The organism is Microbacterium sp. STRO-1N (assembly GCF_057748015.1).
In genome coordinates, this window is the sequence record NZ_CM173234.1 from 2,708,908 (window position 1) to 2,722,088 (window position 13,181).

General features: G+C 69.4%; 9 protein-coding genes and 1 pseudogene. 5 read left to right on the forward strand and 5 right to left on the reverse strand.

From position 1 onward, the window contains the following. Positions 1-76: 76 nt before the first annotated feature. Positions 77-587 (forward strand): annotated as a pseudogene (locus AC3ANJ_RS13160) (VOC family protein). Here the strand turns inward: AC3ANJ_RS13160 and AC3ANJ_RS13165 are convergent. The 3 genes from AC3ANJ_RS13165 to AC3ANJ_RS13175 all read right to left on the reverse strand — a co-directional run bounded on the left by AC3ANJ_RS13165 (position 562) and on the right by AC3ANJ_RS13175 (position 3,161). Further along, positions 562-1,341, reverse strand: coding sequence for an SGNH/GDSL hydrolase family protein (locus AC3ANJ_RS13165; protein WP_488316686.1), 780 nt, complete (start codon positions 1,339-1,341; stop codon positions 562-564). The pseudogene AC3ANJ_RS13160 and the gene AC3ANJ_RS13165 overlap by 26 nt on opposite strands. A gap of 50 nt (positions 1,342-1,391) precedes the next feature. Then, on the reverse strand, positions 1,392-2,651 hold the full coding sequence (locus tag AC3ANJ_RS13170) for a histidine--tRNA ligase (protein ID WP_488319281.1): 1,260 nt from the start codon (positions 2,649-2,651) through the stop codon (positions 1,392-1,394). Between the two features lie 66 nt (positions 2,652-2,717). Next, positions 2,718-3,161, reverse strand: coding sequence for a MarR family winged helix-turn-helix transcriptional regulator (locus AC3ANJ_RS13175; RefSeq protein ID WP_488316687.1), 444 nt, complete (start codon positions 3,159-3,161; stop codon positions 2,718-2,720). Between the two features lie 61 nt (positions 3,162-3,222). Between AC3ANJ_RS13175 and AC3ANJ_RS13180 the strand changes: the two genes are divergently transcribed. Further along, positions 3,223-4,443 (forward strand): multidrug effflux MFS transporter, encoded by a 1,221-nt coding sequence (locus tag AC3ANJ_RS13180; RefSeq protein ID WP_488319282.1) that lies wholly within the window; start codon positions 3,223-3,225, stop codon positions 4,441-4,443. A gap of 46 nt (positions 4,444-4,489) precedes the next feature. Here AC3ANJ_RS13180 and AC3ANJ_RS13185 read toward each other — a convergent pair whose 3' ends face one another. Next, positions 4,490-5,176, reverse strand: coding sequence for a nucleoside triphosphate pyrophosphohydrolase (locus AC3ANJ_RS13185; protein WP_488316688.1), 687 nt, complete (start codon positions 5,174-5,176; stop codon positions 4,490-4,492). A 10-nt stretch (positions 5,177-5,186) separates the two neighbouring features. Next, complete coding sequence (gene nhaA, locus AC3ANJ_RS13190; protein ID WP_488316689.1) at positions 5,187-6,380, reverse strand: Na+/H+ antiporter NhaA; 1,194 nt, start codon at positions 6,378-6,380, stop codon at positions 5,187-5,189. Positions 6,381-6,465: 85 nt separating this feature from the next. Here nhaA and AC3ANJ_RS13195 point away from each other — a divergent pair, with 85 nt between their 5' ends. The 3 genes from AC3ANJ_RS13195 (at position 6,466) to AC3ANJ_RS13205 (ending at position 13,174) form a co-directional block, all read left to right on the forward strand. Next, positions 6,466-9,165: a phosphoenolpyruvate carboxylase gene (locus AC3ANJ_RS13195; RefSeq protein WP_488316690.1), complete on the forward strand. Its 2,700-nt coding sequence runs from the start codon at positions 6,466-6,468 to the stop codon at positions 9,163-9,165. A 120-nt stretch (positions 9,166-9,285) separates the two neighbouring features. Next, positions 9,286-10,647: an NADP-specific glutamate dehydrogenase gene (gene gdhA / locus AC3ANJ_RS13200; RefSeq protein WP_488316691.1), complete on the forward strand. Its 1,362-nt coding sequence runs from the start codon at positions 9,286-9,288 to the stop codon at positions 10,645-10,647. Between the two features lie 136 nt (positions 10,648-10,783). Continuing rightward, complete coding sequence (locus AC3ANJ_RS13205) at positions 10,784-13,174, forward strand: LamG-like jellyroll fold domain-containing protein (RefSeq protein WP_488316692.1); 2,391 nt, start codon at positions 10,784-10,786, stop codon at positions 13,172-13,174. The last annotated feature ends 7 nt before the right edge of the window (positions 13,175-13,181 follow it).

Here is a 13,181-nt window from a genome sequence, read left to right on the forward strand (position 1 = left end):
ACGATAGGGCTCGGCGCCGACATCGTGTCGCGAATCTCCAAGCGCACCAGGCTCCAGCGCCCGTACCGTCGAAGCCATGAACGCCACAGGACTCACCGGAGCACACACCACCAATGGCCGCCCGAACAACGCGACCTCTCTCACACCGTTCCTCGCCATCCCCCGAGCCGGCGAGGCGATCGCGTTCTACCGCGACGTGTTCGGCGCAACCGTGATCGACGTCACCGAAATGGGCGGAGTCGTCGTCCACGCGGACCTCGATTTCGGCCTCGGCCTCCTGCAGATCGGCGAGCCGACCCCCGACTACCACCTGGTCGCCCCGCCGTCCGGCGAAGACGACTGCTATTCGCTCGGTCTCTACGTCGCCGACGTCGACGCGGTCGTGGCAGCGGCCACCGCCGCGGGAGCCGTCGTCCGCGAGGCGCCCAGCGACTTCGTGTCGGGCGACCGATTCGCATCGATCCGCGACCCGTTCGGCGTGCGCTGGTCGATCATGTCACGCGTCGAGGACCTCACCCCCCGCTGAGAGTGCGCAGCGCGTCGAGGAATGGGCCGCGAGCTTCAGCGCCGAGACCGCAGCGCCGTGACGACCGCCGGAAGCAGCGCCTCGGCCGTCCGACGGTAGCCGGCCGCAGACGGGTGGAACCGATCGAGGCTGAACATCTCGTCCGGCTCGGCATGGAACGTCGGGCCGACGAGGTGTCTCAGGTCGACCGGCACCGCTCCCGTCCGCCACGCGACCCTGGTCTGCTCCAGCGCGAGGCGACGCGACATCCGCGACAGCAGAGCACGCAGCGGCTGCGGCACCGGGCGCAGGGTCCCCAGGTCGGGACAGGTGCCCACGACGACGGGCGTCCCGGCATCCTGCAGCCGCAGGATGGCCCGCTCGAGCTGAGCGGATGCCGAGGACGGCGGGATCAGATGCGTCACGTCATTGCCGCCGACGACGATCACCGCGACGTCGGCCCGGTATCCCTCCGGAAGGCTGTCGAGCTGGTGCTCCAGAGCGGAGGACTCCGAGCCGACCACCGCTGCCGTGTGCAGTCGAACCGGCTGCTGCAGCTCTCGCGCCAGCGCCTTCGCGATGCGTCCGCCGAGGGTCTGCTTGCGGTGCTGCGCACCGAGACCCGCCGCCAGCGAATCGCCGAGCAGCAGAAGGTCGATCGTCGTTCCCTGCAGGGATCTCCGCCACACGCGATCCGCATCGATCGACTGCTCGCCCAGAGGCTTCCCGATCCGCCGCCGAGCGATCGCGGCCTGGCGGGAGAGAAGGATCCGGATGCCGAAGACGGCGAGAGCGCATGCTGCGAGCACGGCGCCCAGTGTCCTCACGCGTGCCACGCGAGAAGTGAACACCCCTGAGGTGAACCCGGGGTGAATCCCGGGTGCGATCAGCTGAGCGGCTTGACCTCGAGCGTGCCCACGCCGGATCCGGCGGACACGGTCGCGAACGCCGTGTAGCCATCCGCGGCCGACCGCTCCAGCAGGCCCTTGAGGTTCTTGGTGCGGCGCTCGACCCGCACGCGCGATCCGTCGGCGATGAGCGACGCCTTGTGGGCGACGAGCTCGGCGACCGGGACGTCGGCGTCGTGCACGAGGACGATGGCCGCGGCATCCGTGTCGTCTGCGATCTGGACCAGATCGACCAGACGCTCGAAGCCGAGCGAGAACCCGACCGCCGGAACCTGCTGCCCGAGGAAGCGCCCGATCATGCCGTCGTAGCGTCCGCCACCACCCAACGAGTACGGCACCGACGGGTGGGCGAGCTCGAAGATCGTCCCGGTGTAGTAGCCCATGCCGCGGACGAGGAACGGATCGAACACGAGCGGGATCTCCCCCGCGTCACCGCGGCCGGCGGCGACGGCCTCGCCGATGCCGACGAGGTGCGCGACGAGGTCATCGGGTGCTCCGTCCGGCAGCGCGCGACGGATGTGCGCCTCGCCGTAGGGGACGAACTCCATCGTCTGGGGACGGCGCAGGAACGCGTCGAGAGCATCGACCGCGGATGCCGCGGCCGCACGCTCCCGCAGTTCGGCGACGATCCCGTCCGGACCGATCTTGTCGAGCTTGTCGATCGTGATGAGCACGCCTGGGCGCTCATCGGCGGTGAAGCCGAAGGAGTCCAGCATCCAGTCCAGGGCGCGCCGATCGTTGATCCGGATGCTCGCATCCGTCAGACCGAGGGCGGCCACGGCATCCAGCGAGGCGACCAGCAGCTCGGCCTCGGCGCGCGACGAATCGTCGCCCATGATGTCGATGTCGCACTGCACGAACTGGCGGTAGCGGCCCTTCTGCGGACGCTCTGCCCTCCACACCGAACCGATCTGGATCGAGCGGAACACGGCAGGCAGCTGCGCCCGGTTCGAAGCGTAGAAGCGCGCCAGCGGGACCGTCAGGTCGTAGCGCAGCCCGAGATCCGACAAAGCGGCCGGGTCATCAGCCGCGGAACGGATGCCGTCGGCATCCAGCCCTCGGCGCAGGATGTTGTACGAGAGCTTCTCGTTGTCGCCGCCGATACCCGCGTGCAGGCGGTCGTACTCCTCGACGACGGGCGTCTCGATCTCATCGAAGCCGTGCGCGCGATAGCGGTCTCGGATGACGGAGAGCACGCGCTCGCGGCGAGCCTTGTCGGAGGGGAGGATGTCGCGCATTCCGCGCGGCGGGTTCACGGTAGCCACCCGTCGATTCTTCCAGGTCTGGGAGGCGACGCGCGCCCGTCAGTCCTCGACCCGCCGCTGCTCGATGAGTGCGGCCGTCATCTCATTGAGCAGTCGCGCCACGGCATCCAGATCGGCATCGCGGGGGGCGACCTCCGCGAGGACACCAGCCCAGCCGTCCCGCAGGCGCTGGAGGTTCTCGGCGGCCAATGCCGTGGAACGCACCACGACGGCGCGCCCGTCGCCGCCGTCGTGCTCACGCGTGACGAGTCCCTTGGTCTCCAGGCCGCGCAGCGCCGTCGACAGATTCGAACGCTGCAGCCCCAGCATTTCGGCGAGTTCGCTGGGCGCGATCCCGCCGGCGCGGTCGATCACGCGCAGCGCCAGACGCTCGTTCAGGGTCAGCGGGATCACGTCGTCGTAGCGATGCCGGAACTCGATCTCGCGGCTCAGAGCGAGCACGCCGTCGGCCAGATCCGCCAGAGCCGCCTGCCTCGCCACCATGCCTCCATCGTAGATCCGGATTCGACATCTGATTCTAGTTATATTACTATAACTATCCGTGATGACTCTCCGCGAACCCACGACCGATTCCCTTCCCACCACGCGCCCCGGGCTGACCGCCGGGCTGCTCGGCATCCTCGCCCTGCTCTCGGCCGTCGCGCCGTTCGCGACAGACCTGTACCTGCCTGCCTTCCCGGCGATCGCCGCCGACCTCGGCACCGACGCGACCGGCGTGCAACTGACCCTCACGGCGTTCCTCGTCGGCATCGCCGTCGGCCAGCTCGTGTTCGGCCCACTCTCGGACCGGTACGGACGCCGCCCGCTGCTGCTCATCGGCGCGATCGTGTTCGTCGTCGCCAGCGCGGCGACCGTGTTCGCGCCGACGCTCGAGGTGCTCATCGCCGCTCGAGTGCTGCAGGGTCTCTCGGGTGCTGCCGGAATGGTCCTCGGACGCGCGGTCATCTCGGACCTCGCAACAGGCCCCGCCGCCGCACGCGCCATGAGCCTGATGATGATCGTCGGAGGCGTCGCGCCGGTCGTCGCACCTCTGGTCGGCGGAGCCATCGCCGGGCCGCTCGGGTGGCGCGGGGTGCTGGCCGTCGTCCTCGGCATCGCGATCGTCATGCTCATCGCCGTGACCGCCGGCATCCGCGAGTCCCTCCCCCGCGAGCGCCGCGCCGAACTCGCGGTCCTGAAGCGTGCGACGGGGTCACCGCTGCGCGCACTGTTGTCCCGCGCCTACATCGGCTACACGCTGACCTTCGCGTTCTCGTTCACGGTGATGATGGCGTACATCTCGGCCTCGCCGTTCCTGTACCAGAGCATGATGGGTCTGACCGAGCTGCAGTACGGACTGCTGTTCGGCGCCAACGCCCTGGCCCTCATGGCCACCAGCGCGGTCTCGGCGAAGCTCGTCGAGCGCGTCGCGCCACGTCGTCTGATCGCGATCGGACTCGTAGCCCTGGGCGTCGGCGTGGTCGCGTTCCTGACGCTGGCCCTGACCGGCGCGCCCGTCTGGACGCTGGCCGTCGCCGTGTTCGTCGTCGTCGCGTCGCTCGGATTCGTGTTCGGCAATGCGACCGCCCTCGCCCTCGGCGCCGTCCCCGGCGCCGCCGGCAGCGCATCCGCGGTGCTGGGAGCGCTGCAGTTCGGGCTCGCCGCCGCCGTGTCGCCGCTGGTGAGCATCGGCGGCGAGGACGACGCGACGCCTCTCGCGATCTTGATGGCCGTGGCCGCCGTCATCTCGGTCGCCGCGTTCCTGACGACGCGACGCGGCCGCTGACGCGGCGTTCACTGGAGCCGAATCACGTGGATCTCTGACGCCTCACTCAGGCGGACTCGGCCGTCCTGACATCGTCCTCCAACACACGGATGCGTTCGCGGAGCGCTCGCTCGGCATCCCACCCGTTGGCACGGGCATGCGCGACGAGATCGAGCAGCGCGTCGCCGAGTTCGGCTTCGGATGCCGGGGATTCGCGGTCTTCAGCGGGAACGCGTTTCGACTCGTTCCGCTCGCTCGACGGACGAGAGGAGGCGGAACGAGTCGGGACCGGAACAACCGAGGCCGCGCGGCCCAGCACTTTCTGAGCCCTGGCCAACGAGGGCATCCCGCTCGGCACACCGTCGAGCACGCTCGTGCGCTCGCGCTTCTCCGCCGCCTTCGCCGCGTTCCAGTGCACGAGCACCTCTTCCGGCGTCGTCGCGACCGCATCGGCGAACACGTGCGGATGACGACGCACCATCTTCTCGGTCAGCGTGCGCGCGACGTCGTCGATGTCGAAGGGGTCCTCCGGGTCCTGCACGGCGATCGCGGAGTGGAACAGCACCTGCCACAGCAGATCGCCCAACTCCTCGCGCAGCTCCGCGCGATCGCCGACCTCGACCGCATCGATGACCTCGTGCGATTCCTCGATGAGGTAGGGGATCAGATCCCGGTGAGTGATCTGCTGCGACCATACGCATCGTTCGCGCACGGCCCGCATCGTCTCAGCGGCATCGCGCAGCGCATCGCTCATCGCAGCTCCTTCACTCGGCATCCGATCCGGCGTCCGTTCCCGCGGTCGCGACGGCCTGCCGGCGGTACCAGGCCGCGCGCAGCGAGACCATCGCCCCCGAGAACGCCAGCGCGATGAGCGAGCCGACCAGCACGCCCAGGATCGCCTGATCACGGATCGCACGGTCGTCCACGAACGCGAGATTCGCGAGCAGCAGCGAAACGGTGAACCCGATGCCTCCGAGCGTCCCGGCGGCCAGCAGGTCCATGATGGTCAGCGCGGGCGGACGCCCTCTCGAACCGATCCGCATGGCCAGCCACCCGAACAGCCCGATGCCGATGACCTTTCCGACCGGCAGCGCGAGCGCGATGCCGAAGAACGCCGGCGAGAACTCCGACGGCGACACGGCGGGAATCACCACGAACGCGGCGGTGAACGCGAAGACCGGCAGGATCGCCCCGTTCACCGACGGCTCCAGCGCGTAGCGGATGCGCATCGACGGCGCCTGCGCGACCGCGAGACCCAGCAGCACGCCCGCGATCGTCGCGTGAACACCGGAGGCTGCCACGAGCCCCCACACGAGGATGCCGACGACGGTCATGAGCACGCCGATGACGATGTCGTTGCGCTCGCCGAGCTGTCTGCTCAGGATGCCGAACGCGACCACGCCGACCAGGGCCAGCAGCAGGAGGAGCCAGTTCAGATCGTGCGCGAAGAGGACCGCGATGAAGATGATGCCGATGATGTCGTCGAGGATCGCGAGCGCCAGCAGGAAGACGCGCACGGCGGACGGGAGCCCTCGTCCGAACACGGCGAGCACCCCGAGCGCGAACGCGATATCGGTCGCTGTCGGGATCGGCCAGCCGGACGCCGTCTCGGGTGCCCCGGCGATCGTGAGGTAGATGATGATCGGGACGATCACACCGCCGCCCGCCGCGATCGCTGGCTGCAGCGCCTTGCGCAGCGAGTTCAGCTCTCCGCCGGTGAGTTCGTACTGCAGCTCCATCGCGACGACGAAGAAGAAGATCGCGAGCAGTCCGTCCGAGATCCAGTGCTCGACGGACAGGTCCAGTGCCGTACCGGGAACCGGGATGTGCACACCCAGCACGGCGGCGATCGCATCATGCGCCCCTGTGTTGGCGAGCAGCAGGCCAAGCCCCGCTGCCGCAAGCAGCAGGATCGCGGGGAATTGCGCGGAGCGCAGGGGGTTGCGGGAGTCAGCCATCGACTCCATGCTATGACTCCGGCCCCGTCGTTCACGCGGCGTCACGCGGTCCGGAGCGCCTCGTGCATCGGGATACGCTCGAAGGATGACCCCCGAGCCCACACCCACAGAGGCCATTCGCGTCATCGGTCGCTTCGAGGCAGGCCGCGGCATCCCCGAGTCCATGCGGGCAGACGTCCGCATGCTCGGCGCCCTGCTCGGCCAGGTGCTGCGCGAATCCGGCACCCCCGGCCTGTTCGAAGACGTCGAGCGCCTGCGCCTTGCGACCATCCAGGCGTACGACGACGAGAGCGCCGAGGCGTTCGAGCGCGCGGCGACCATCGCCGACTCGTTCTCGATCGCCCGTGCCGACGAGGTCGCCCGTGCCTTCACCGCCTACTTCCACCTCGTCAACCTCGCCGAGGAGCACCAGCGCGTGCGGGTCCTCCGCGAGCGCGCCGGCCAGCCCGGTCGCGAGGGCGCCGGCCAGCCCGGTCGCGAGGGCGCCGCGGACACGGTCGCAGCCGCCTACGCGCAACTGCGTCGTGAGGTCGGAGACGCCGAAGCCGAGCGCCGACTCGCCGGACTCCGCTTCCACCCGGTCTTCACGGCTCACCCGACCGAGGCCCGCCGCCGCGCGGTGTCCACCAGCATCCGCCGGCTGTCCGATCTGCTGACCCAGCATGATTCAGCGAGCGAGGACGGCGCCGAGCAGCGTCGCGCCCGTCGCCGGATGCTGGAGGAGGTCGACACCCTCTGGCGCACCGCCCCGCTGCGTGCGCAGAAGCCGACGCCCGTCGACGAGGTCCGCACCGTCATGAGCGTCTTCGACGAGACGCTCTTCACCACCGTGCCGCACGTGTACCGCCGTATCGACGACGCCCTGCGCGGCGAGGACTCCGGCGCCAGCGCGCCGATCGTCCCTGCATTCGTGCGGGTCGGCTCCTGGGTCGGCGGCGACCGCGACGGCAACCCGTTCGTCACGGCATCCGTCACGCGCGAGGCGGCGCAGATCGCGTCCGACCACGTGCTCCAGGGTCTCGAGCGCGCGCTGACCCGCATCGGCCGCACCCTGACGCTGGATGCCGAGAGCACCCCCGTCTCCCCCGCCGCCGCTGCACTGTGGGACTCCTTCGCCGCGGCCGAACACGAGGCCGCGGCCGACATCTCGACCCGCTCTCCCGACGAACCGCACCGTCGACTGCTGCTCCTGCTCGCACGCCGCGTCGCCGCGAAGCGCGCCGGTGTCGCCGGTGGCTACGGGCACCCGGACGAGCTGCTCGCCGATCTGCGCATCGTGCAGGACTCGCTCATCGCGGCCGGCGCGCGCCGGCACGCGTTCGGCGGCGTGCAGCACCTGATCTGGCAGGTCGAGACGTACGGCTTCCACCTCACCGAACTCGAAGTGCGTCAGCACTCGCAGGTGCACCGACAGGCGCTGGCCGAGCTGGATGCCGGCGGCGAACGCAGTGAGAAGACCCTCGAGGTGCTCGACGTCTTCCACGCGATCGCCGAGATCCAGCGCGAGTACGGCCCCCGTGCAGCCGGCCGCTACGTCGTCTCGTTCACGCAGTCGGCCGAGGATCTCGCCAACGTGCACCGGCTCGCGCGTTACGCCCTCGGGGACGACGTTCCCGTGCTCGACGTCGTCCCGCTGTTCGAGACGTTCGCCGACCTGCAGGCGGCCCCGGCGATCCTCGCCGAGACCGTCGAGTTCCCCGAGTTCCGCGCGCGCATGGCCGACACCGGCAACCGCCTCGAGGTCATGCTCGGCTACTCCGACTCCTCGAAGGACGTCGGTCCGGTCGCCGCGAACCTCGCGCTCTACGAGGCGCAGCAGAAGATCGCGCAGTGGGCTCAGGAGTCCCGCATCGAGCTGACCCTGTTCCACGGCCGCGGCGGCGCCCTCGGGCGCGGCGGAGGGCCGGCGAACTCGGCGATCCTCGCGCAGCCGCCGCACTCCGTCGACGGACGCTTCAAGCTCACCGAGCAGGGTGAGGTCATCTTCGCCCGATACGGCGAGCCTGCCATCGCGATGCGACACATCGATCAGGTCGCCGCGGCCACCCTGCTGGCGTCCTCACCGGGCGTCGAACAGCGCACCAGCGGCGCCGCCGAACGCTTCGCCCCGATCGCGGCGACGATGGACACGGCTTCCCGCGCCCGCTTCTTCGAACTCGTGCACGCCGACGGCTTCGCTCCCTGGTTCGCCACGGTCACGCCGCTCGAGGAGATCGGCCTGCTCGCCCTCGGATCGCGCCCGGCGCGACGCGGCCTGTCGGTCGAGTCGCTCGAAGACCTGCGCGCCATCCCGTGGGTGTTCGCCTGGACTCAGGCGCGCATCAACCTGGCCGGCTGGTTCGGTCTCGGCACGGCGCTCGAAGCGGTCGGAGACGAAGCCCTCCTCACCGAGGCCTACCGCGAGTGGCCGCTGCTGCACACGATGATCGACAACGTCGCGATGAGCCTCGCCAAGACCGACGAGCGCATCGCCCGTCGCTATCTGGCGCTGGGCGACCGCGACGATCTGGCGCAGCTGGTGCTGGACGAGCTCACCCTCACCAGGGAATGGGTCATCCGCCTGACGGGCGGCTCCGGTCTCCTCGAGAACAAGCCGATCCTGCAGCGTGCCGTGCAGCTGCGCAGCCCCTACGTCGACGCCTTGTCGCTGCTCCAGCTGCGTGCGCTGCGGGAGCTGCGTTCGGCGGATGAGTCGGCGACTGGATCGGGAGCGGATGCCGAGCAGCAGCGCCTTCTGCTGCTGTCCGTCTCCGGGGTGGCCGCAGGCCTCCAGAACACCGGGTGACCGGGCGTCGTTCTCACAATGCGCGTCGCGCTAAAGTGAGAACTCGTGTGCCCGACCGGCACCTTCTCACGCGACACGATCGCCTCACCCGCATCCTCCAGCAAGAAAGCCGTTCCCCGCGTGACCGCTACTGACTTCCATCCCCTTGCCGACTCCGTCCAGCCCGTCTTCGACACCGTTCAGACGCGCAGCCCGTACGAGCCGGAGTTCCAGCAGGCCGTGCACGAGGTGCTGCACTCGATCGGTCCCGTGCTCGAGCAGCATCCCGAGTACGCGGATGCAGGCATCGCGGAGCGCATCGTCGAGCCGGAGCGTCAGATCATGTTCCGCGTCCCGTGGGTCGACGATGCCGGTCGACTGCAGGTCAACCGCGGCTACCGCATCCAGTTCTCGTCGGTGCTGGGCCCGTACAAGGGCGGTCTGCGCTTCCACCCCTCGGTGAACCTGTCGATCATCAAGTTCCTCGGCTTCGAGCAGATCTTCAAGAACGCGCTCACCGGCCAGGGCATCGGCGGCGCCAAGGGCGGCAGCGACTTCGACCCGCACGGCCGCTCTGATGCGGAGATCATGCGGTTCTGCCAGTCGTTCATGAGCGAGCTGTGGCGCCACCTGGGCGAGCACACCGACGTCCCCGCTGGTGACATCGGCGTCGGCGGCCGCGAGATCGGCTACCTGTTCGGCACGTACCGCAAGGTCACGAACCGTCACGAGTCCGGCATGTTCACCGGCAAGGGCACCGGCTGGGGCGGCGCCGAGGTGCGCACCGAGGCCACCGGCTACGGAGCGGTGTTCTTCGCCGAAGAGATGCTCGCCGTCAAGGGCGACACGTTCGACGGCAAGCGCGTCGGCGTCTCCGGCTCCGGAAACGTCGCGATCTACGCGATCCAGAAGGCCACCCAGCTCGGTGCGACGCCCGTCACGGCATCCGACTCGTCCGGCTACGTCGTCGACGACGCCGGCATCGATCTCGACCTGCTGCGTCAGATCAAGGAGGTCGAGCGCGGCCGCATCGTCGAGTACGCGAAGCGCCGCCCCGGCGCCCGTTTCGTGGAGGGCGGCAGCGTCTGGGAGGTTCCGGTCGACATCGCCGTCCCGTCCGCGACGCAGAACGAACTGAATCTCGCCGACGCACAGGCGCTCATCGGCAACGGTGTGCGTGCTGTGTCCGAGGGAGCCAACATGCCCTGCCTGCCGGACGCCGTCGAGGCGTTCCAATCCGCGGGCGTCCTGTTCGCTCCCGGCAAGGCGGCCAACGCGGGCGGTGTGGCCACCTCCGCACTCGAGATGAGCCAGAACGCCTCTCGCCAGCGCTGGGCCTTCGCCGACAGCGAGCGCAAGCTCCGCGAGATCATGGGTGACATCCACCGGGCATCGTTCGATGCGGCCGAGCGCTACGGCGTGCCCGGTGACTACGTGGCGGGCGCGAACATCGCCGGCTTCGAACGGGTCGCGGCGGCGATGCTCGCACAGGGCGTCATCTGACCCGATCCCTCTGAGAGACACCCGGCCATGCGGCCGGGTGTCTCTTTTTGGTTTCGAAGATGTCTGCATCGTTGTACTAGGCATCTACATCGTTGTAGATTGAGGCCTTCCCGTCCACTGTCGAACTGGAGACACCATGTCGCGACGCCCCCGCGCGCGCCGAGCCATCACTGCGCTGGCACTGACCACGACGTCCCTCCTCGCCGTCGGCGCTCTGTGCGCACCGGCCGCGATCGCCGCTCAACCGGCGGACCCGCCCCCGCCGACTTTCCAGGACGTCACCGTGCACGACCCGTCGATCGTCGAGGCCGACGGCGAGATCTGGGCCTTCGGCTCGCACGGCGCATCCGCGCACACCGAAGACCTGCTGGAATGGGAGCAGCACACCGTCGATCTGTCCCAGAACCCCGACAACGCCCTGTTCGAGGACATCTACACCGAGCTCGCCGAGACCTTCGAGTGGGCGAAGAGTTCGACCCTGTGGGCGTCCGACGTCATCCAGCTCCCCGACGGCCGCTTCGCGATGTACTACAACGCCTGCGAGGGCTCCTCTCCCCGTTCGGCTCTCGGGATCGCCACGAGCGACTCCGTCGACGGACCATACGAGAATCAGGGCATCCTGCTCAAGAGCGGCATGGAGGGCGAGAGCGAGAACCCCGGCGAGGTGTACGACGCCCGCATCCACGCGAACGCCGTCGATCCCGACGCCTTCTACGACGCCGACGGCAACCTGTGGATGGTGTACGGCTCGTACTCCGGCGGCATCTACATCCTGAAGATGGATGCCGATACTGGCGAGCCCCTGCCGGGTCAGGGATACGGCACCCACCTCGTCGGCGGCAACCACAGCCGCATCGAGGCGCCGACGATCCAGTACGACGCCGAGACCGGCTACTACTACCTGTACCTGTCGTTCGGCGGGCTCGACGCCTCGGGCGGCTACGACGTGCGCGTCGCCCGCTCGAAGACTCCAGATGGCCCGTACCTGGATGCTCAGGGCAACGACATGGCCGATGTGAAGGCCGACCCGTCGCTGCCGATCTTCGACGATGCGTCGATCCAGCCGTACGGCGTCAAGCTCATGGGCGGGCACCTGTTCACCCGCGAGCTCGGTGATCCGGGCACAGGACTCGGCACCGGCTACGTCTCCCCCGGTCACACGTCCTGGTATCAGGACCCGGACACCGGCCGCATGTTCATGGTGTTCCACGCCCGCTTCCCGGGCACGGGCGAGCTGCACGAGGTGCGCGTGCACCAGATGTGGATCAACGCCGAGGGCTGGCCGGTCGTCTCTCCGATGCGCTACGCGGGCGAGACCGCTGGCAAGGTCAAGCGTGCGGACGTCGTCGGCACCTGGCAGCTCGTAGACATGGGCAAGGACATCACCGCGAACGCCGCCGAATCGGTCGATGTGACGCTCGCCAAGAACGGCCTCATCACCGGCGACGCCGATGGCACCTGGGAGCGCGAGGGCCAGCACGCAGCGATCCTCACGATCGACGGCGAGGTCTACTCGGGCGTCTTCGCTCCGGTCTGGGATCCGGACCTCGAGGAGTGGTCGACCGGCTTGACCGCCGTCTCGGACGACGGCGTCACGCTGTGGGGCCGTCAGAGCGTCGAGGTCACGGGCGCCGCCGCCGTGGATGCGGTGGTCGCGGATCTTTCGCTCGGCGATACGAGCGCCGTGACGATCGACTTCGACCTGCCGACCTCCGGCACGGGCGGCACGACGATCACGTGGGCGTCCTCCGACGAGATCGTCGTCACGGCGGACGGCGCCGTGACGCGACCGGCCGTCGGTGAGGCCAACGCGACCGCCACGCTCACCGCCACGGTCGCCAACGGCATGGCCTCGACGCAGGTGCCGTTCGAGATCACCGTGCTCGCGCGCACCCCTGGTGTCCTTGCCGGGGCGTGGTCGTTCGAGAACGGCCTCACCGACGCGAACGGCGCCTTCCCGGATGCCACAGCGACCGGGAACCGCCTGGATGCACCCGCCACCGCACCTGCGGCGTTCGCGGCCGATGGCGTCACCGGAAGCGCACTGCACCTCGACGGCGCGTCCGGCGTCCGGCTGCCCGACGATCTCGTGCAGGGCACGTCGTACTCGGTCAGCCTCTGGCTGCGCCCGGAGCAGCTCACGGCGTACACGTCCGCGTTCTTCGCGGCCGGCAGCCCGACGAACTGGCTGAGCCTGCTGCCGAAGGGTCACAGCGGCGTCGGCGGATCGACCATGCTGTGGGCCGGCAGCGAGCAGTGGTACGACGCCGGGACGGGTCAGTTCCTGCCGACCGGCGAGTGGTCGCATGTGGCATTCGTGGTCGACGGCACCGCGGCATCCGTCTACGTCGACGGCGAACTGAGCTACCAGGGCGCCGGCTTCCCCGACGTGCTGTCCGGCGCGGACAACGTCTTCGCGCTTGGCGTCAACTGGTGGGATGTCCCGTTCCAGGGAGACGTCGACGAGCTCACCGTCTGGAGCTCGGCGCTCTCGCCGGAGGACGTCGCGGAGCTCGCCGCGCGCTGACGTCTGG